Origin of the sequence: Salinicola endophyticus, from assembly GCF_003206575.1 — a bacterium.
GTDB lineage: Bacteria > Pseudomonadota > Gammaproteobacteria > Pseudomonadales > Halomonadaceae > Salinicola > Salinicola endophyticus.
This window is the reverse complement of sequence record NZ_PZJO01000001.1, coordinates 505,887-525,083: the sequence shown is the minus strand read 5'-3', so window position 1 is coordinate 525,083 and position 19,197 is coordinate 505,887. Positions and strand designations below refer to the sequence as shown.

The 19,197-nt window shown below is 67.2% G+C and carries 19 protein-coding genes and 3 tRNA genes; 17 read left to right on the top strand and 5 right to left on the bottom strand.

Going from position 1 to position 19,197, the window contains the following annotated elements; all coding sequences use genetic code 11:
* Positions 1 to 25 precede the first annotated feature (25 nt).
* The 4 genes from DOM66_RS02335 (at position 26) to DOM66_RS02320 (ending at position 1,732) form a co-directional block, all read left to right on the top strand.
* Positions 26 to 101 (top strand) — tRNA-Lys (locus DOM66_RS02335).
* A 32-nt stretch (positions 102 to 133) separates the two neighbouring features.
* Positions 134 to 209, top strand: a tRNA-Lys gene (locus tag DOM66_RS02330).
* 62 nt (positions 210 to 271) lie between these two features.
* Positions 272 to 347 (top strand) — tRNA-Lys (locus DOM66_RS02325).
* Positions 348 to 538: 191 nt separating this feature from the next.
* The gene (locus DOM66_RS02320) at positions 539 to 1,732 is read left to right on the top strand and encodes a serine hydrolase domain-containing protein (RefSeq protein ID WP_110675804.1); all 1,194 of its coding nucleotides are present in this window, start codon (positions 539 to 541) and stop codon (positions 1,730 to 1,732) included.
* Between the two features lie 40 nt (positions 1,733 to 1,772).
* Here the strand turns inward: DOM66_RS02320 and DOM66_RS02315 are convergent, their stop codons facing one another.
* Entirely contained in the window at positions 1,773 to 3,260 is a 1,488-nt protein-coding gene (locus tag DOM66_RS02315) for a M48 family metalloprotease (protein ID WP_245392344.1), read from the bottom strand.
* A gap of 155 nt (positions 3,261 to 3,415) precedes the next feature.
* Here DOM66_RS02315 and DOM66_RS02310 point away from each other — a divergent pair, with 155 nt between their 5' ends.
* Together DOM66_RS02310 and DOM66_RS02305 are read left to right on the top strand one after the other, a co-directional pair.
* Complete coding sequence (locus DOM66_RS02310; protein ID WP_110689125.1) at positions 3,416 to 3,667, top strand: sulfurtransferase TusA family protein; 252 nt, start codon at positions 3,416 to 3,418, stop codon at positions 3,665 to 3,667.
* A complete protein-coding gene (locus tag DOM66_RS02305; RefSeq protein WP_110675800.1) occupies positions 3,664 to 4,746 on the top strand; it encodes an AI-2E family transporter in 1,083 nt (360 codons plus the stop codon). Before DOM66_RS02310 ends, DOM66_RS02305 begins: the two co-directional genes overlap by 4 nt.
* Positions 4,747 to 4,752: 6 nt before the next feature.
* Here DOM66_RS02305 and DOM66_RS02300 read toward each other — a convergent pair whose 3' ends face one another.
* The gene (locus DOM66_RS02300) at positions 4,753 to 5,223 is read right to left on the bottom strand and encodes a peroxiredoxin (protein WP_110675798.1); all 471 of its coding nucleotides are present in this window, start codon (positions 5,221 to 5,223) and stop codon (positions 4,753 to 4,755) included.
* Between the two features lie 354 nt (positions 5,224 to 5,577).
* Here DOM66_RS02300 and dapA point away from each other — a divergent pair, with 354 nt between their 5' ends.
* The 4 genes from dapA to purC all read left to right on the top strand — a co-directional run bounded on the left by dapA (position 5,578) and on the right by purC (position 9,065).
* Positions 5,578 to 6,462: a 4-hydroxy-tetrahydrodipicolinate synthase gene (gene dapA / locus DOM66_RS02295; protein ID WP_110675796.1), complete on the top strand. Its 885-nt coding sequence runs from the start codon at positions 5,578 to 5,580 to the stop codon at positions 6,460 to 6,462.
* 58 nt (positions 6,463 to 6,520) lie between these two features.
* Positions 6,521 to 7,471: an outer membrane protein assembly factor BamC gene (gene bamC, locus DOM66_RS02290; protein WP_110689124.1), complete on the top strand. Its 951-nt coding sequence runs from the start codon at positions 6,521 to 6,523 to the stop codon at positions 7,469 to 7,471.
* Entirely contained in the window at positions 7,471 to 8,274 is an 804-nt protein-coding gene (locus DOM66_RS02285; RefSeq protein ID WP_110675792.1) for an MBL fold metallo-hydrolase, read from the top strand. Before bamC ends, DOM66_RS02285 begins: the two co-directional genes overlap by 1 nt.
* 77 nt (positions 8,275 to 8,351) lie before the next feature.
* Positions 8,352 to 9,065 (top strand): phosphoribosylaminoimidazolesuccinocarboxamide synthase, encoded by a 714-nt coding sequence (purC, locus tag DOM66_RS02280; RefSeq protein ID WP_110675790.1) that lies wholly within the window; start codon positions 8,352 to 8,354, stop codon positions 9,063 to 9,065.
* 290 nt (positions 9,066 to 9,355) lie between these two features.
* Here the strand turns inward: purC and DOM66_RS02275 are convergent, their stop codons facing one another.
* Both DOM66_RS02275 and tsaA read right to left on the bottom strand, forming a co-directional pair.
* A complete protein-coding gene (locus DOM66_RS02275; RefSeq protein WP_110689123.1) occupies positions 9,356 to 9,922 on the bottom strand; it encodes a peptidylprolyl isomerase in 567 nt (188 codons plus the stop codon).
* Between the two features lie 227 nt (positions 9,923 to 10,149).
* On the bottom strand, positions 10,150 to 10,968 hold the full coding sequence (tsaA, locus tag DOM66_RS02270) for a tRNA (N6-threonylcarbamoyladenosine(37)-N6)-methyltransferase TrmO (RefSeq protein WP_232825222.1): 819 nt from the start codon (positions 10,966 to 10,968) through the stop codon (positions 10,150 to 10,152).
* Positions 10,969 to 11,278: 310 nt separating this feature from the next.
* Here tsaA and DOM66_RS02265 point away from each other — a divergent pair, with 310 nt between their 5' ends.
* The 4 genes from DOM66_RS02265 to fabF all read left to right on the top strand — a co-directional run bounded on the left by DOM66_RS02265 (position 11,279) and on the right by fabF (position 14,409).
* Positions 11,279 to 11,848 carry a cupin domain-containing protein gene (locus DOM66_RS02265; protein ID WP_110689122.1) on the top strand — a complete coding sequence of 190 codons (570 nt, stop codon included), beginning with the start codon at positions 11,279 to 11,281 and terminating at the stop codon, positions 11,846 to 11,848.
* A gap of 61 nt (positions 11,849 to 11,909) precedes the next feature.
* Positions 11,910 to 12,401 (top strand): GNAT family N-acetyltransferase, encoded by a 492-nt coding sequence (locus DOM66_RS02260; protein ID WP_110675782.1) that lies wholly within the window; start codon positions 11,910 to 11,912, stop codon positions 12,399 to 12,401.
* 120 nt (positions 12,402 to 12,521) lie between these two features.
* A complete protein-coding gene (locus tag DOM66_RS02255) occupies positions 12,522 to 13,112 on the top strand; it encodes a winged helix-turn-helix transcriptional regulator (RefSeq protein WP_110689121.1) in 591 nt (196 codons plus the stop codon).
* 34 nt (positions 13,113 to 13,146) lie between these two features.
* Positions 13,147 to 14,409 carry a beta-ketoacyl-ACP synthase II gene (gene fabF, locus DOM66_RS02250; RefSeq protein WP_110689120.1) on the top strand — a complete coding sequence of 421 codons (1,263 nt, stop codon included), beginning with the start codon at positions 13,147 to 13,149 and terminating at the stop codon, positions 14,407 to 14,409.
* A gap of 133 nt (positions 14,410 to 14,542) precedes the next feature.
* On the opposite strand, the gene DOM66_RS02245 is transcribed toward fabF, so the two are convergent.
* Entirely contained in the window at positions 14,543 to 15,337 is a 795-nt protein-coding gene (locus DOM66_RS02245) for an SDR family NAD(P)-dependent oxidoreductase (RefSeq protein WP_110689119.1), read from the bottom strand.
* 366 nt (positions 15,338 to 15,703) lie between these two features.
* Here DOM66_RS02245 and DOM66_RS02240 point away from each other — a divergent pair, with 366 nt between their 5' ends.
* The 3 genes from DOM66_RS02240 to astA are packed head-to-tail and all read left to right on the top strand — an operon-like array spanning position 15,704 to position 19,069.
* Positions 15,704 to 16,921: an aspartate aminotransferase family protein gene (locus DOM66_RS02240; protein WP_110689118.1), complete on the top strand. Its 1,218-nt coding sequence runs from the start codon at positions 15,704 to 15,706 to the stop codon at positions 16,919 to 16,921.
* Positions 16,922 to 16,931: 10 nt separating this feature from the next.
* Positions 16,932 to 18,050, top strand: a complete 1,119-nt coding sequence (locus DOM66_RS02235) for an arginine N-succinyltransferase (RefSeq protein WP_110689117.1) — start codon at positions 16,932 to 16,934, stop codon at positions 18,048 to 18,050.
* Entirely contained in the window at positions 18,050 to 19,069 is a 1,020-nt protein-coding gene (astA, locus tag DOM66_RS02230; RefSeq protein ID WP_110689116.1) for an arginine N-succinyltransferase, read from the top strand. The genes DOM66_RS02235 and astA overlap by 1 nt, the downstream gene beginning before the upstream one ends.
* Positions 19,070 to 19,197 lie beyond the last annotated feature (128 nt).

Genomic DNA, 19,197 nt, shown 5'->3' with positions numbered 1-19,197 from the left:
AGTAATATGTGCGCCCAGTCGGTAAGGGTCGTTAGCTCAGTTGGTAGAGCAGTTGGCTTTTAACCAATTGGTCGTAGGTTCGAATCCTACACGACCCACCACCGCCGACGGGTCGATGCAGTTTGCAAGTTTTGGGTCGTTAGCTCAGTTGGTAGAGCAGTTGGCTTTTAACCAATTGGTCGTAGGTTCGAATCCTACACGACCCACCATCGATCTCCCCCCTCGCCGTTTTTCGGCAAGCGACTCGACACCTTCGTCGGTCGTGTGCAATGGGTCGTTAGCTCAGTTGGTAGAGCAGTTGGCTTTTAACCAATTGGTCGTAGGTTCGAATCCTACACGACCCACCATTGCTTCTTTGTTTTCGCGCTCCCTCGCACGTCGTTCCGTTTCCAGTTGCCCACTTCCCATTGCCCGTTTCCTATTGACCCACGGCCTGCGGTGTCTGCGTTGTCGCTTCTGTCGATACGGCAGGTGAGCGCGCGGCGCCACGTGGCATGTAACTGTGATAGAGATGGGGGATTCGCCGAGGAGAATCGCCATGCCCCCAGGGTCACTCGACCACACCGCTTCCCGTGCCGCCGGCTACCGCCACGCCGAGGAGCCGATCGGTAGCGTCACCGATGCCTACTCGGGTCACCTGACTCCGGATCTGGCGGTGGCGACCTATCGCAATATCCAGCGGCTGTTTCCGTCGCGCACCATCGCCGCTGGCGGGCCGGTGCGTGAGTTGTCGCGCTCGCCCAGGGGGCTGGGCGAGATCAGCGTGGCGGTGGCCGATGAGCGCTACGACCTCTACGACTATCTGGCGCTGAACAGCGTCACCGGCCTGCTGGTGCTGCACCGTGGGCAGATCCGCTACGAGACCTATCAGCGTGGCAACGGCCCCGATACCCGCTGGATGTCGATGTCGGTGGCCAAGTCGGTGACGTCGACGCTCGCCGGTATGGCGATCCACGACGGTGCCATCGCCGAGGGGCTGGCTGCGCGGGTGGGCGACTACGTTCCGGCGCTGGCCGGCAGTGCCTATACCGAGGTGACCCTGCGCGAGCTGCTGATGATGGCTTCCGGGGTGGGCTGGAACGAGACCTACACCGACCCTGGCTCAGACCGTCGAGCGCTGCTGGCGGCCCAGCTCGAACAGCGCCCTGGAGCGGCGATGGCGGTAATGGCGAAGCTGCCGCGGGTGGCACCGCCGGGCACGCGGCACAACTACAGTACCGGCGAGACCCAGATCCTGGCGGAGATGGTCAGCCGCGCCGTGGGGTGCCCGCTGGCCGACTACCTGGCCCAGAAACTGTGGCAACCCTTCGGCATGGAGGCGGATGCCACCTGGTGGCTGGCATCGCCCCAGGGTATCGAGATCGGCGGCAGCGGTATCGCCGCGACCCTGCGCGACTACGCCCGCTTCGGCCAGTTCCTGCTCGAAGGCGGCTGCGTGGCGGGGACGTCTCTGCTGCCGGCGGGCTGGATCGCCGAAGCCACGCAACCGAGCGTTCTCGTCGGCGGCGAGTCGGTCGACTACGGCTACATGTGGTGGAGCGGCTGGACCGAGCCTTCGCGCCGCGACCGCGCCTTCGCCGCGCGCGGCATCCATGGTCAGTATCTCTACGTCAATCCGCGCCGCGAGCTGGTGATCGTGCAGCACGCCGCGGCCCCCAAGCCGATGGGGCGGATGGTGATCGAACCGATGCGGCTGTTCGATGCGGTCGCTGCCGCGCTGACGGATGGGTAGATCGAGCAGCGGCTGCTGATGGCACTGCGTCGAGGCGTTGTCAGAAGTTCTGCATCGCGTCGCGATAGTCGAGAAAATCCTTGCGACGCTGCTCGATCCGGCTCGCCATGGCGTAGTCGCCGCTGCGCTTGGCACTCTTGCTGGCCGAGTCGAGCTGGCGGATCGCGGTGTCGATCTGCCCCTCCAGCTGCAGCTGTTCGGCCCGTGCCAGCTGGCCCCAGACCTCGCGCCCGCTGCGACCGGCGGCTTCGGCCAGCAGGCCGAACACGTTGGGGTCTTCGGGGTACTGTTCGCTCATGCTGCGTAGCACGTCGAAGGCCTGGTCCGGCTGCATCTGCAAAAGCGCTTCCGCCTCGACCCACTGCGCCGGGAAGTAGCCTGGGGAGAGCCGCAGGATGCGCCGCGCGCGCGCCAGGGCGCCGGGGCGGTCGTTGGCCTCGAAGGCGATCTGTGCCGCGGTGGCGGGAATCATCGATAGATCCGGGTGGGTCTTGGCCAGTGCATCGAGTGTCGCCAGCGCTTCGCTGTAGTGGGCTTGCCGGGCCGCCAGCAGCGCCTTCAGGTAGCGCACCGCCGCCTCGGGCGGGTGATCCTGCTCGAGTTCGGTGAGCGCCTGGGAGGGCGTGTTCTGGTTGAGCAGCACCAGCGCGCGGGCGCGCACCATGGCGTAGGCCGTGTCGTCGTGGGCGGGCGGCGAGGGCAGTTGGTCGGCACGCGCCTGGGTGTCGCTGATGCGCGATTCGGTGACCGGGTGGGTGAGCAGAAACTCCGGTGGGTTGCCGCCCTGCAGCGTGGCCAGCTTCTGCAGCGAGCGGAACATCTTCGGCATCGCCTGCGGGTCGAAGCCGGCCTTGGCCATGGCGTTGAGCCCTACGCGGTCGGCCTCCTGCTCGAAGCGCCGCGAGTAGGCCAGCTGGTCCTGGGCGAAGGCGGCGGTGGAGCCGACCATGGTCGCCAGACCGGCGCCACCGCCGCCGCCAGCGGCGATGATCATCCCCGCGAGCATGGCGGCCATGGTCGGTAGCTGGGTCTGCTCGATGCGTGCCATGCGCCGGGCATAGTGGCGCTGGGCCAGGTGGCCCAGCTCGTGGGCCAGTACCGCGGCGAACTCGTCCTCGTCCGGGGCCGAGGCGAATAGGCCGGCGTTGACCCCGACGATACCGCCGGGCACGGCGAAGGCGTTGAGCAGGCGGCTATCGATCAGCGTGACAACCAGTTGGTCGTCGACGCCGCTGTAGGGCACCAGCCGAGCGAGTAGCGACTGGATGTAGGTCTGGGCGATGGGGTCCTGCCAGGGGTCGGTATGGGCGCGGAACTGGCGTAGCCAGGCGCGGCCGAGGCGATGCTCGTCGCTGGTGGTGACGGTGGCGCTGGTACTGCCCATGTCCGGCAGCTGATAGCTGCCCATGCCAGGCAGCTGAGGGTTCTGCTGTGCTTGGACTGGCGCCCCGGTGAGCCAGAGAGCGGCGGCGGCCAGCGAGCCCAGCAGCAGTCTGCGCGATGCGCGCGCATGCAATCTCTTGATCATCGACCTTCTCGTATGGACGTCGACGAAAGCGACGGAAGTCGTTGTCGGTTCTGCGCTATGATGCCTTCGACCGCAGCCTGTGGCAGACGTTGCCTGCAAACCCCAGGGTATGCAACTGTCGCCACGGTGCCCACTCAACCGATGCAGGAAGTGTCATGTCTCACGCCCCCGATCATCGGCTCGACGCCTCGGGTCTGAGCTGTCCGTTACCACTGCTCAAGGCCAAGCAGGCGCTTGCCGGCATGCAGCCGGGGGAGCTGCTCGAGGTGGTCGCGACCGACGCCGGCTCGTGGCAGGATTTTGCCAGTTTCGCCGCACACAGCCGACATACGCTGGTCGACCGCACGGCCGAGGCGGGCAGCTACCGTTACTGGCTGCGCAAGATGGGTAAGGATAGCGAGGCATGAGTTTGAAAGGCGTATTGCGGCAGTGGTTCGAGCGCTACCTCTCCGACGAACAGGCGATCGTCCTGCTGGCGCTGCTGATCGGCGGTTTCGCCGTGGTGATCTGGATGGGGCAGGCGCTGGCGCCCTTTTTCACCGCGCTGGTCGTGGCCTTTCTGCTGCAGGGGGTGGTGGGCTGGCTCGAACGTCGCGGGCTGCCGCGCCTGCTGGCGGTGGGGCTGGTGTTCCTGCTCTTCCTCGGTGCGCTGCTGGCGCTGGCGCTGGTCGTGCTGCCGCTGGTGTGGAATCAGCTGATGGAGCTTGTACAGGAGGCGCCGCGCATGTTCGCCAGCAGCCAGCTCTGGCTCGACGAGCTGCAGGCGCGCTATCCCACGGTGGTGACGCCGGATCAGATCCAGGGCTGGATCGCCTCCGCCGGGCGCCAGGCTTCCACCCTGGGCCAGCGTGCGCTGACCCTGTCGCTCGCCTCGCTGGGCAGTCTGATGGCGCTGATCATCTATCTGGTGCTGGTGCCGATCCTGGTCTTCTTCATGCTCAAGGATCGCGAACGCCTGGTCGCCTTCCTGCTTTCGCTGCTGCCGCGCCAGCGCACCCTGATGACCCGGGTGTGGCAGGAGATGGACGACCAGATCGCCAACTACGTGCGTGGCAAGACCATCGAGATCATCATCGTCGGCAGCGTTGCCTTCATCACCTTCTGGGCCTTCGGGCTGCCCTACGCGGCGCTGCTCGGGCTGATGGTGGGGCTATCGGTACTGGTGCCCTATATCGGCGCCGCGGTGGCCACGCTACCGGTCGCCGCGGTAGCGGGCTTTCACTTCGGCATGGGCGAGCAGTTCTTCTACGTGCTGCTGGCCTACGCCATTCTGCAGGCGCTGGACGGCAACGTGCTGGTGCCGATCCTGTTCTCGGAAGCGGTCGATCTGCACCCGGTCTCGATCATCCTGGCGGTGCTCTTCTTCGGCGGGCTGTGGGGCTTCTGGGGCATCTTCTTCGCCATCCCCCTGGCGACCTTGATCAAGGCGCTGGTCCAGGCCTGGCCGCGCGGTATCGCCAGCCAGGCCGAGATCAATTCCCAATGAGGGTGTTCAGCCGTTGAGTTCCTGGGCCGCGGCGAGCACCTCGTCGACGTGGCCCGGTACCTTGACCCCGCGCCACTCGCGGGCGAGCTTGCCCTCGGCGTCGATCAGGAAGGTGCTGCGCTCCACGCCCAGGTGCTCCTTGCCATACATCTTCTTGAGCTTGATCACGTCGAACTGACGGCACAGCGCTTCGTCGCGATCCGAGATCAGCTCGAACGGAAAGCCCTGCTTGGCCTTGAAGTTCTCGTGCGCCTTGAGACCGTCCCGGGAGACCCCGACCACTACGGTATTGGCGGCGCGGAAGGCGTCGATGTTGTCGCGGAAGTCGCCCCCTTCGGTGGTACAGCCGGGGGTGCTGTCCTTGGGATAGAAGTAGATCACCACCTGTTGGCCGCGATAGTCGCTGAGGCGGAAGGTGGTGTCGCTGGTGGCGTCGGCGGTGAAGTCCTCGACCGGTTGTCCGATGCTGAGTGTCATGCTGGCCTCCCATGAGCTGTGACGACGTGGAAACAGGGGCAGGCGTCGACCGGTCATGCGAGTCGGCGTGCCACTGGCATCGAACGATAGCCGATCTCGGCGGTCAATGCTCGGTGGCGCTGCCGTGGCATCGGCGCTGGCTCCGCAATGGGCAGCAGGGGCGGCGGCGCGGCTGTACAGGCCGCGGTAGCCTGAGTACCATTCGGTGTTTGCGAAATTTGCGTAGCGCGGGCAGTGCCGCGGGCGTCCGTAGCGGCCTATCGGGCCTGGCGATGGTCTCCATTCTCGGCCCGCGTCTTGGAATCCTGTGTCAGGCCCATGCGCCCGTCAGGTCATAAGGGAGAGAACCGCAACATGATCACAGGCAGCATCGTCGCCTTGGCGACACCGATGAAGGCCGGAGGCGAGATCGACTGGGAGGCGCTGCGTCGTCTGGTGAATTTCCATCTCGATCAGGGGACCGACGCCATCGTCGCCGCCGGCACCACCGGTGAGCCGACCACCATGTCGTTCGCCGAGCACTTCGACGTGATCCGCACCGTGGTGGAAGAGGTCGGCGGGCGCATTCCGGTGATCGCCGGGACCGGGGCCAACAACACCGCCGAGGCGGTGGAGCTGGCGCGCTACGCCAGCGAGGTCGGTGCCGACTGCTGCCTGTCCGTGGCGCCCTACTACAACAAGCCGACCCAGGAAGGTTTGTACCAGCACTTCAAGGCGGTCGCCGAGGCCAGCGAGCTGCCGATCATTCTCTACAACGTGCCGGGGCGCACCTGCTCGGATATCTACAACGAGACCGTCTTCCGTCTCGCCGAGCTGGAGCGCATCGTCGGGCTCAAGGATGCCACCGGCAACCTGGAGCGCGCCGAGGAGCTGATCGAGCGTCTCAAGGGCAGCGACTTCGCGCTCTACTCCGGCGATGATCCCACCGCCTGTGACTTCATGCTGATGGGCGGCCATGGCGACATCTCGGTGACCGCCAATGTCGCGCCCAAGGCGATGCACGAGCTGTGCGTGGCCGCCGCCGGCGGCAACCACGAGCGAGCCCACCAGATCAACGCGCGCCTGGCGCCGCTGCACACCGCGCTGGGAATCGAGTCCAACCCGATCCCGGTGAAGTGGGCGCTCAACCGCATGGGCTACGCCGACAAGGGCATTCGCCTGCCGCTGACCTGGCTCTCCGAGCGCTACCACGGCAGCGTCGGCGAGGCGCTGCAGCTGGCCGGGATCGAGACCGCGTGAGCCGGCCCGAGCCGCATGCCGGATGCCGAATAGACTTGCTTCGAACAAAGGTGGATGCATGAAGCCCATCCTCAAAGGGATGCCCCTGGTGCTGTGCGCGACGCTGACGCTGTCGGGCTGTGGCCTGTTCCAGGATGGTTACTACTACAATCGTGACGACGAGTATCGCGATGCCAAGATGAGCCAGCCGCTGCAGCTGCCGTCGTCGAGCAACCCGATCCGCTACCAGGACTCGATGCCGGTGCCCCAGGCGGACAGCGACTTCATGGCGTCCGAGGATAGCGATGCGCCGCGGCCGCAGCCGCTGGCCGCGGGGCCGAGCGAGGATCAGCCGTTCGTCGAGGCGCGCCAGGCGGGCAACGAGCGTTGGCTGCTGGTCAACGCCGCGCCGGCCAGCGTGTGGCCGCGTCTGCAGGGCTTCGCCGTCGACCATGGCGTGCGTGCCACCAACATCGACGCCGCCAAGGGCCGCATCCAGACCGAGCAGGGCGCGATCAGCCTGCGTCAGGGCTTGCGTAGCGGTACCAGTGAGGTGCGCTGTGACATCGGTGATGCCGGCCGCTGCCTGAGCGGGATCAAGGCCTATCTGGACGCCAGCGGCGCCAGCGACAGCGGCGTTTCCCTGGCGGCCCAACCGCTCGACCAGAGCGAGCGGGTCAAGCTGGTCAACCGTGACGGCACCTGGCAGCTCAATCTCGCCCTGGACACCAACCGCGCCTGGTCCGAGCTCTACTATCAGCTCCAGAACGGCTTCGACTCGCAGCGACTCAAGCTGGTCGACCAGAACCGCAGCGCCGGCGAATTCTTCGTCGACTATCGCCCTGCGGATCAGGGCGGCGGCTGGTTCGACTGGTTCGGCGGCGGTGGCGACGACTATCGCTCGTATCGCTTGAAACTGGTCTCCCAGGCGGCGCTCACCTCGGTGACCGTGACCGATCCCAAAGGCAAGCCGGTGCCGCCGGTCCAGGCGCGCGACCTGCTCGACGCCATCGCCGCGACCCTGCGCTGATGGCGGGCGAGTCGCCGCTGGCGCCGGGGGCTGCGCCCGGGCTCTACTTCGCCTCGCTGGGCAGTGGCAGCAAGGGCAACGCCACCCTGGTCAGCGACGGCGAGACGCTGATTCTGGTCGACTGCGGCTTCGGCATGCGCGAGGCCGAGCGGCGCATGGCGCGGCTCGGCGTGCATCCGCGCCAGCTCTCGGCGTTGCTGGTGACCCATGAGCACAGCGACCATATCACCGGTGTCGGGGCCCTGGCGCGGCGCTATCGCCTGCCGGTGCACCTCAGCGCCGGTAGCTGGCTCTCGGGCAAGCTCGGTGAGGTGCCCCAGCTCGATCTGCTCACGCCCCAGGCGCGCTTCGCCATCGGCGGGCTGGAGATCGATCCGGTGACCGTGCCCCACGACGCCCGCGAACCGATCCAGTTCCGGATCCGCGCCCAGGCGCGCAGCCTGGGGCTGCTGACCGATCTCGGCCACCCCACGGCCCATGTGGTCGAGGCGTTTCGCCACTGCGACGCGCTCTTTCTCGAATGCAACCATGACCCGCGCATGCTCGCCGAGGGGCCCTATCCGCCCCACCTGAAGCGCCGTGTCGCCGGGCGCTGGGGGCATCTGGCCAACGCCCAGGCGGCGACGCTGCTGCAGCGGCTGGGCCTGGATCGGCTGGAGCGGATTGTGTGCTCGCACCTCTCGGCGCAAAATAATCACCCCGAACGCGTCCTGGAAGCGCTGACGCCGCTGCTCGACGGCGACGAGTCGCGGCTGATGATCTCGACCCAGGACCACGGCACCGACTGGCAGCGGGTGGCCTGAACAGGCCGTCCGTTGCGGCGTTGCGCGACCCCAACCCCAAGACAGCCGCCCGACGGCGGCGACGCGGAGACAGCTCCATGCAAAAACGCGATCTTCTCTATGCCGGCAAGGCCAAGTCGGTCTATCTGAGCGACGACCCCCAGCGGCTGGTGCTGCACTTCCGCGACGACACCAGCGCCTTCGACGGCAAGAAGAAGGAAGCGCTGGCGCGCAAGGGCATGGTCAACAACCGTTTCAACGCCTTCATCATGGGCAAGCTGGCCGAGGCGGGCATTCCCACCCACTTCGATCAGCTGCTCTCCGATACCGAGTGCGTGGTCAAGAAACTCGAGATGATCCCGGTGGAGTGCGTGGTGCGCAATCTGGCCGCGGGTGGCCTGGTGCGGCGTCTCGGCGTCGAGGAAGGAATCGCCCTGGCGCCGCCCACCTTCGAACTGTTCCTCAAGAACGACGAGAAGGGCGACCCGATGATCAACGAGTCGCTGGCCGAGACCTTCGGCTGGGCGACGCCGGAGCAGCTGGCGACCATGAAGTCGCTCACCTTCCGCGTCAACGACGTGCTCAAGCAGCTGTTCCTGGATGGCGGCATGCTGCTGGTCGACTACAAGCTCGAGTTCGGCGTGTTCGACGGCGAGATCATGCTCGGTGACGAGTTCTCGCCCGATGGCTGCCGCCTGTGGGACGCCGAGACCCGTGAGAAGATGGACAAGGATCGCTTCCGCCAGGGTCTGGGCGGGGTGATCGAGGCCTACGAAGAGGTCGGCCGTCGTCTGGGCATGAGCTTCGACTGAGCGCGGCTGCCCGCCGCCAGCATAGCCCTGCGGCGCGATAGCCCAGATGGCCTGAATGAACAGAGCCCCGGCACCCAAGTGCCGGGGCTCTCGTCGTTATGAGCACTCATTGTCAAACCCGCTAACGATGGGCGCCGGGGGCAGGGCAAAGCGAGGGTCCTTTGCCATGGATGGCAAAGGTAGCGCCCAGGGAGGGGGTCATAGCGCCCTCGCGACGCCCTGCCGCTGGATAAGCCCACGTCGTCCGCTGGTTCGGAAGGTTCGCGCGGATGCGGTGTGAGAGCCGCGCGTCAGTCGATCCGCTCGGCGCCGACGATGGTGATCGGCTGGGTCGGTACATCGGCGTGCGGCCCGCGGCGGCCGGTGGGCGTCTCGGCGATCTTGTCGACGACGTTCATGCCCGAGACCACATGCCCGAACACGGTGTAGCCGGGGTTGTAGAGATCGCGATAGTTCAGCGCGTCGTTGTCGACCAGATTGATGAAGAACTGGCTGGTGGCAGAGTCCGGATTAGCGGTGCGCGCCATGGCGATGGTGCCACGGGTGTTCTTCAGGCCGCTCTTCTCCAGCGGGATCGGATCATGGGTCGGCTTGGGTTCGAGATCCGCATCCAGCCCGCCGCCCTGGATCATGAAGTCCGGTATGACCCGGTGGAACACCGTACCCTGGTAGTGACCCTCGTCGACATAGCGCAGGAAGTTGGCCACCGTGCGCGGCGCCGCCTTGGCGTCGAGTTCGAGCTCGATATTGCCCTGGCTGGTCTCCAGGCGCACGTGGGGATGATCGGCATCGGCCAGCGCCGAGGTCGAGAGCAGCGGCAGGGCGACGAGCCCGGCCGCCAGAATCGATTTCAACATGTAGAAGAGACTCCGGTATCACGGTGAAGTAAGCACCCTAGCGGGGGCGGCCCCACTAGGCCAGCCCAAAACGCTGGTGTCTCAGAGGGTGTTTACAAATTCGGCGAGCGAAGGCAAGACAAGGCAAAATCGGTCGAGAAAGCGGAGCTTACACGGGGGTAAATGAGCATTTTGAGGCCGATTTTAACGCCGTATTGTCGAGCGCAGGCATTTTGTAAACATCCTCCTCAGACCGCTCCGTCGGCGCGCGGTTCGATAGCGACCACCTGCAGGCTGTCGGCGCCATCGTCGGATGCCGCCCGGAAGCGCACATTGACGTCACGCAGGCAGACGCCGTACTCGCGCCCGGCCCCCGCGCCCGGTTTGGCGTGATAGGCCGGTCGCGGGTCCTGGGCCAGCACCTCTTCGATCAGCGCGGTCAGTCCGGCGCCGTCGGCATGCGCGGCGAGGGTGTGCCGGGCGCTGTCACTGAAGCGGACCGCCATGGGCGCGGGGGCAGCCGGGGCGAAGCCGGCCCGGGCCTGCGGTTGCGATTCCGCCCACGGCAGATAGGGCCGGATATCGACGATCGGGGTGGCGTCGCACAGGTCGTGGCCGCGCAGATGCAGTTTCACCCGGCTGCGCCGGGCGGCCAGCGGCGAGCCGGCGATGGGATGCGCGGCCGGCGTGGGGCGAGTGCTGAGTTCGACCTCCACCAGCTCCACCAGCGAGAGCCCCAGGCGGTTGGGGCGGTGGGTGCTGCGGCTGGCGAAGACCCCTACGCGCTGGTTGCCGCCCAGGCGCGGCGGACGCACCCGCGGCGACCAGGTGGTCGGGCTGCGGTCGAACACGAAACTCAGCCACAGGTGGCTGAAGGCCTCGAGTCCCTCCACCGCCAGCGGGTCGTCGAACGCTGCCTCCAGATAGAGGATGGCGCGAGCGCTGGGGGCCAGCCCCGGCTGGCGCGGAATGCCGAACTTGTCGGGGTAGTCGCTGGCGAGGGTGCCGATCGGGGTCAGCGAGAGCGGCCCTGGGCGATCGTCGAGTCTGGTGTCTGGGGTGGTCAAGGCGGGCATGTCCGAAGCCGATGGTAGCGCCACCCTGCGCGGCAACGGCAGCGTGGGGCAAGAAAGCGTCATGGTGGCGGCTGAGGCGGGCGCGCGCAATGCGTGGCTTGCCCGCCACTCAGCGCTGGCGCCGCGTGCCGAGCTGGCCGGATGCGCAGGCGGTGCCATACTGTCAGCGGAATAGGCCGGGCCTGCGATCATCATCGTGCCCGGCCCCGAGTGGTGGGGTACTTCCGCGAGTTGGCCTGACGGAACGGGCCACACGCGTATCGACGGCGCCGAGAGCGGTGCCATACCAGGGAGAGGTTCGATGAGTTTCCTACGCGTCTATCATGAGGCCGACGGCGAGCAGCCGCTGCTGACGACCCACGAGCCCGAGCGTCTGCGCCTCGAGCTGGAAGCCAACGCGATCCTCTATCGCCATCACCCACTGCCGGCGATGCCGGAGTGCGCGCCGAGCGAGGCGCTGCTGGCGCGCTACACGCCGATCATCGACGAGGTCGGTCAGCTCAGCGGCTGCCGTCGGGTCGAGCTGCGGGGGATGAGCCCGCGCTATCTGGATGACGGCGGCGCCGGCGCGCTCGAGCGCGAGCGTCTCTCCAACGAGTCGCGCAGCGACAGCGATAACTGGCACCTGCTGCTCCACGGGCAGGCGGTGTTCTATCTTCATCTCAACGGCCGGGTCTATGTCATCGGCTGCGAGCGTGGCGATCTGCTGATGATCCCGGCCGGTGTGCCGCACTGGTTCGACATGGGGCCCAGCCCCGACTTCGTGGCCTTGAGTTGGAGCGATGAGACGGCGCATCATCTGCTGGAAACCACCAGCGACATTGCGCTGCGTTTTCCGCGCTTCGAGGCGCTCTACGCCGAAGTCGCCTAGGCCCGACGTCGACCCGACCATGGCGCGGCTCGCAACCCATCCCGACCCTGGAGAGACCGTGATGCTGGAACGTACCCGCTTTCGAGAAGCGCTGCCGCGGGATGCGGCGGACCAGGCCGAGGTCTTCCATCATGCGGTCATGGAGGGGGCATCGAGCCGCTACACCCTGTCCCAGCGCGAGGCGTGGTCGGCGGCGCTGCCGCGTACCGCCGAAGCGTGGATGGCCCGCCAGACGCTCTATCCCACCCTGGTCGCCGAGTGCGACGGCCACTGTGTCGGTTTCTGCGAGCGCGACGCCAGCGACGGGCGCATCGAGACGCTCTATGTGTGGCCCGCGATCACCCGTCAGGGTGTCGGCTCGCGTCTGCTCGAACTGTCGCTGGAGGCGCTGCTCGCCGCCGGGCACAGCCGTGTGCTGATCGACGCCAGCCTGATGCTGGCACCGGCGCTGGAGGCGCGCGGCTGGACCCGTCTGGCCGAGGAGACGGTGGAGCGCTTTGGCGAAGCGTTGCCCCGGGTGCGGTTGGCCTTTAGCCGCTCGCAGGCGCTCTGACCCCCGTATCGGTGGTCGCCAGGTGCGGCGCGCGCACTCTCCAAGGCTTGCACGGCGATGATCCTGGGCCGCGGCCCCGTCTTTCCCTGTCGCAGGGAATCCGGTACAGTCGCTTGCATTATGAAAGTGAGCGAAGAGCCCGACCTCTGTCCCATTGCCCGCGCGCTGGCCTGCGTGGGCGATAGCTGGACGCTGCTGATCCTGCGCGACGCCTTCCAGGGGGCGACGCGCTTCGATCAGTTCCAGCGCGGTCTCGGCATTGCTTCCAACATGCTCACCCGGCGTCTCGAGCGCATGGTCGACAATGGCCTGCTCGAAAAGTACCGCTATCAGACTCGCCCGCCGCGCTTCGAGTACCGCCTGACCGACAAGGGGCGGGGCCTGGCGCCGGTGCTGTTGACGCTCTACGCCTGGGGCGAACACCACCTGCCGATTGCCGCCCGTGGTGTCGAACTGGTGCATCGCGATAGTGGCGAGCCGATCGTGCCGGTCATCTACGACCGCCACCAGGGTACGCCGCTGGTACCGCGCGATGTGGTGATGGTCGCCGGTCCCGACGCCACGCCGGCGATGCGTCAGCGCGCCGAACGGGCCCGGGCCCAGGGGGAGATCCTGTTGACCTCTGTCATGGAGGACACCGCCGCGGCGGATCCACTGGCCGAGGCCGCCGTCGCCCCATCCGCCGAGATCACCGGCCAGCGGCGGCGCTAGCGACATTCGATCAACGAACAGTAAGGACAACGTCATGCGACGTATCGTAGTGACAGGTATGGGCATTCTTTCGCCGCTGGGCTGCCAGCTGGAGACCGTCTGGCAGCGCCTGCTGTCCGGGGCTTCCGGGCTGCGTCGTTTGCCCGCGGAGACCGTCGAAGGTCTCGCCGTCGGCGTCGGCGGGCCGGTGCCCAGCATCGAAGAGGATAGCGCCGGGTTCGATCTCGACCGTGCCATCGACCCCAAGGAGCGGCGCAAGATGGACCGCTTCATCCAGATGGCGGTGGTCGCGGCCGACGATGCCCTCCGGCAGGCCAACTGGTACCCCCAGAGCGAAGATGAGAAGACCCGCACTGCGACCCTGATCGGCTCGGGGATCGGTGGCTTCCCGGCGATCGCCGATGCGGTACGCACCACCGACAGCCGCGGTCCGCGGCGGCTGTCGCCGTTCACCATTCCGTCGTTCCTGGCCAACCTGGCGTGCGGCCATATCTCGATCCGCCACGGCTTCAAGGGGCCGCTGGGCGCTCCGGTGACCGCCTGTGCGGCCGGCCTGCAGGCGATCGGCGACGCCGCGCGCATGATCCATGCCGGTGAGGCAGAGATCGCCGTGTGTGGCGGCAGTGAAGCGTGCATCGACCGCGTCAGCCTGGGTGGCTTCGCCGCGGCCAAGGCGCTCTCCAGCCACTACAACGAGACCCCCGAAGCGGCCTCGCGGCCGTTCGACCAGGGGCGTGATGGCTTCGTCATGGGTGAGGGCGCCGGGGTGATCGTGATCGAGACCCTGGAGCATGCCCAGGCCCGTGGCGCCACGCCGATCGCCGAGCTGGTCGGCTACGGCACCACCTCGGATGCCTACCATCTGACCGCTGGGCCGGAGGATGGCGAGGGTGCCGCGCGAGCGATGGCGATCGCACTGCGTCAGGCCGGCCTGGCGCCCAGCGATATCGCTCACCTCAACGCCCACGCGACCTCGACCCCGGTGGGTGATCGCGGCGAGCTGGCGGCGGTCAAGCGCGTCTTCGGCGAACACCGCCCGGCGATCAGCGCGACCAAGGCCGCCACTGGGCACCTGCTCGGCGCCGCCGGCGGGGTCGAGGCGATCTTCACCCTGCTGGCACTGCGCGATCAGATCGCGCCGGTGACGCGCAACTATCTCGATCCCGACCCGCTGGCAGCGGAGATGGACGTGGTCCACGGCGAGTCGCGCCCAATGGCGATGGAGCACGCGATCTGTAACGCCTTCGGCTTCGGCGGGGTGAATGCGAGCGTGATCTTCAAGCGCTTCGAGGGCTGAAACGGGCGGAGCTTGCCAGCGTGGAAGCGGGCTCGACGAAAGACGCGTGCCAGCGGTGATGCCGCTGGCACGCGTCGTTTGAGGTGCTCAGCTCAAGACGCCAAGCCTGCAACGCCAGAGCCGGCGCCGAGCGTCAGGCCATGGTATCGACGATACCGCCTTCGACCCGCATCGCTGCACCGGTGGTGGCGCTGGCCTGCTCGGAGGCCAGATAGACACTCAGGTTGGCGACCTCCTCGACTTCGGCCACCCGCTGGATGATCGAGGAGGGACGGTTGTCCTTGACGAAGTTGGCTTCCGCTTCGGCCTCGCTCACGCCCTGCTCAGCGGCCATCTTGGCGATCATCTTGCCCACGCCTTCCGATTTGGTCGGCCCCGGCAGCACCGCGTTGACGGTGACCCGGGTACCTGCCAGCACCTTGGCCAGCCCCCGCGAGATCGACTGCACCGCGCTCTTGGTCATGCCGTAGTGGACCATCTCGGCGGGAATATTGAGCGCCGATTCGCTGGAGAGGAACTGGATGCGGCCCCAGTCGCGCTGCTTCATGCCCTGGGCATAGTGGCGCGACAGGCGCACCGCGCTCATCACGTTGACGTCGAAGAACTGCTGCCACTCGGCGTCCTCGATCTCGAAAAAGTCCTTGGGCCCGAAGATGCCGACGTTGTTGATCAGGATGTCGCACTCGGGGCGCGCCGTGATCAGCGTCTGGCAGCCGTCGGCGCTGCCGAGATCGGCGGCCACGCCGTCGACGCTGGCGCCGGGCACCTCGCGGGTGAGAGTAGCGATCGCCTGGTCGACGCGCGCCTGGGTACGCCCGGTCACGGTGACGCTGGCGCCGGCCTGGGCCAGCCCCTTGGCGATGGCCAGGCCGATACCGGCGGTGGAGCCGGTGACGATGGCGTGCTTGGCAGTGAGATCGATCTGCATGCAAATCTCCTTGAGTCCGGATATCGAAGCCGGCGGCACGCGTGGCCCTGAGACAGGCGCCTGAGGCGGCTCTGACATGGCCCTGGGGGGCGCCGCGCAGGTAGACTGAAGGCTGGCAGGGGCGCGCCCTGGTGCCGCCGATCATCGCCTTGGGGCGCGTGCCGCGGTGGCTTCACGTGACTCTCAAGCGTAGGACGCTTTTCGCAATTTGCCGTCCCATCGCTGAAAGCCGCGGGCGAAGCGCCTGCTTATACTCGATTCCAGATCCTATCGGATGCCGGGCGCCAAGCGCCCGAGTCCGGCCTGGCCCGGCGTGTACGCCCGCCCGCCGCCAGGGATGCCGCGTCCAACCTTGAGGAGACCACGATGGCCGCAAGCCCGACGAGAGACGATTTCGACAGCTACATGACGCCCAACTACTCGCCGCAGCAGGCGATTCCGGTGCGTGGCGAGGGCAGCCGCCTGTGGGATCAGGCGGGCAAGGAGTACATCGACTTCGCCGGGGGCATTGCGGTCAACGCGCTGGGCCACTGCCACCCCAAGCTGGTCGATGCCCTGACCACCCAGGGCAACAAGCTGTGGCACCTCTCCAACGTCTATACCAACGAGCCGGCGCTGGCACTGGCGCGCGAGCTGGTCACGCGGACCTTCGCCGACAAGGTCTACTTCTGCTCCTCCGGCGGCGAGGCCAATGAGGCGGCGTTCAAGCTGGCGCGGCGCTGGGCGTTCGACAACTTCGGCGAGCGCAAGCACAAGATCATCTCGTTCAAGCAGGCGTTCCACGGGCGCACTCTGTTCACCGTCAGCGTTGGCGGTCAGCCCAAGTACTCCGAAGGCTTCGGCCCGGTGCCCGGTGGCATTCAGCACGCCCGCTTCAACGATCTCGACAGCGTGCGCGAGCTGATCGACGACGACACCTGCGCGGTGGTGGTCGAGCCGATCCAGGGCGAGGGCGGCGTGATGCCGGCCACGCCTGAGTTCCTGCAGGGGCTGCGCGAGCTGTGCGATCGTCACCAGGCGCTGCTGGTGGTCGACGAGGTGCAGTCGGGCGTCGGCCGTAGCGGCAAGCTCTACGCCTACATGCACTACGGTGTGACCCCGGACATCCTGACCTCGGCCAAGGCCCTGGGCGGTGGCTTCCCGATCGGCGCCATGCTCACCACCGACCGCGTCGCACCGTCGCTGGCGGTGGGCACCCACGGTTCCACCTATGGCGGCAACGCGCTGGCCTGCGCGGTGGGGCTGGCGGCACTGACCACCATCGATACCCCCGAGGTGCTCGAAGGCGTCGAGCGCCGGCATGCGCTGTTCCGCGAGCATCTCGAAGTGATCAACCGCAAGTACGGCGTGTTCAAGGAGATCCGCGGCATGGGGCTGCTGATCGGCGCCGAGATGAGCGATGCCTACGAGGGCAAGGCGCGGGACATCCTGCCGCTGGCGCTCGAACAGGGGCTGATGGCGCTGGTCGCCGGGCCCGGCGTGCTGCGCATGGCACCCTCGCTGGTGATTCCCGAGGCGGATATCCAGGAGGGCATGGCGCGCCTGGAACTGGCCATCGAACGTCTCGTCTCAGCCAGTGAGTGAGTCGACCGGCATGCGTGGCATCGACCACTCTTCCCGCGTGGCCGAGAGTGTGCGGGAAGCTGGTCAGCTGCTGGTGCGTCCGGCCCAGGCTGCCGATATTGGCGCCATCGAGCGCCTGGCCAGCAGTGCCACGCCGCGGCTGACCAACCTGCCGGCCCACCGTGATCGTCTCGAGGAGCGCATTGCGCGCTCCTGCCGGGCGCTCTCCCACAACGTCGACTTCCCCGGTGACGAGGTCTACACCTTCGTGCTCGAGGACCGCGAGATCGGCGAGATCGTGGGGACCGCGAGCATTCGTGCCCAGGCCGGGGCCCAGGACGTCTACTACACCTATCGACAGGAAACCCTGATCCACGCCTCGCAGCAGCTCAACCTGCGTCACGAGGTGCAGACGCTGTCGCTCTCCCACGAGATGTCCGAAGTGTCGCTGCTGTGTGCGCTATCGCTGGACGCGCGCTATCGCGGCACCAGCGCCGCCTCGCTGCTGCGTCGCGCACGGCTGATGTTCATCGCCCAGTACCCGGAGCGCTTCGCCGACACCCTGGGGGTGGCCTTCCCCGGCTATCTCGACGAGAGCGGGGCGTCGCCGTTCTGGGATAGCGTCGGGCGCCACTTCTTCAACCGCGGCTACCACGAGATCAATCAGCTCGCCGGGGTGCGCTCGAAGAGCTTCATCGCCGAGGTGATGCCGCAGTTCCCGCTATACCTGCCGCTGCTGACGCCCCAGGCGCGTTCGGCGATCGGGCGTGAGCATCCCGCCCATGAGCCGGCGCTGGGCGAGATGCTGGCAGAGGGCTTCGTGCGCTCGCGTCACGTGGATATCTTCGATGCCGGGCCGGTTCTACGTGGTGAACGCGCACGCCTGCGTACGCTCAACCACTGCGGCTGGCATCCGGTGCGTATTCGCCCGGCGGCCTCGCTGCCGGACGCCGAGCCGGCGATGGTGGCCAACCAGCGTCTGGCCGATTTTCGCTGCACCGTGGCCCGCTACGCGCTGACCCCGACCGGTCAGCTACTGCTCTCCGAGGCTCAGGCCGAGCTGCTCGGCGTGGAGGAGGGGCGGGCGGTTCTGGTCGCGCCGCTGGCGCTGCCGGACGTCGAGGATGCATTGGACGAGGGAGACCTGTAATGCGTCTGAGACCCATCAGCCATCACGATATCGACGAACTCAAGTCGCTGGCCCAGGAGACCGGGGTCGGGTTCACCTCGCTGCCCAACGATCACGACTTCCTCGTCGCCAAGATCGACAAGGCGGTAGCGGCCTTCGAGGGCCGTGTACCCGCCTGCGAGCGGCTCTACTTCTTCGTGCTCGAAGACGAGCAGAGCGGCGAGTTGGCCGGCTGCTGCGCCATCGAAGCGGAGGTCGGGCGCGAGACGCCCTTCTATCACTACCGGGTGGGCAAGCTCGCCCACTCCTCGGTCCAGCTCGATCTGCATCGCACCATCGATACGCTGTTCTTGAGCTCCGACCATACCGGCGATGCCGAGGTCGCCTCGCTGTTCCTGCGCCCGGCCTATCGTCGCGACCGCAACGGTACGCTGCTCTCCAAGGCGCGCTGGCTGTTCATGGCGGAGTTCCGCGACGGTTTCCCGGACAAGGTGCTGGCGGAGATGCGCGGGGTGATCGATGCCGACGGCATCAGCCCGTTCTGGCAGTGTCTGGGTAGCCACTTCTTTCCCATGGAGTTCAAGCAGGCGGATCAGCTCACCGGGCTGGGCCAGAAGAGCTTCATCGGCGAACTGATGCCCAAGTATCCGATCTACACCCCGTTTCTGCCCGAGGCGGCGCGGGCGTGCATCGGCCAGGTCCATGAGCAGACTCGTCCGGCGCTGGAGATGCTCAAGAAAGAGGGGCTGCGCTGGGAAGGCTATATCGACATCTTCGATGGCGGCCCCACCGTGGAGGCCTATATCGATGACGTGGGCGCCATTCGCCACTCCCAGCGGGTACAGGTCGAGGTGAGCGGCGACGCGCTCGCCCAGGCCGAACGCCCCAGCTGGCTGGCGGCGACCACCGGCATGGCGGATTTCCGCTGCAGCTTCATCGGTCGCGGTCCCGACGCCGACGGCGTGGTCCACCTGAGTGAGGCGGAGGCGCGGCGCCTGAACGTGACCAGCGGCGACACTCTGCGCCTGCTGCAGACCTGAGCTGCTCTGAGCACCGGGCCCTGAACACCGAGCCCAGGGCATCGAGTTCGGGGCTCCGAGCTCGATGCCGGGCCCGAATCAGAGCGCCGGCGCGGCGGCCACCTCAGGCGCCCGCGCTGCAGCGAGCC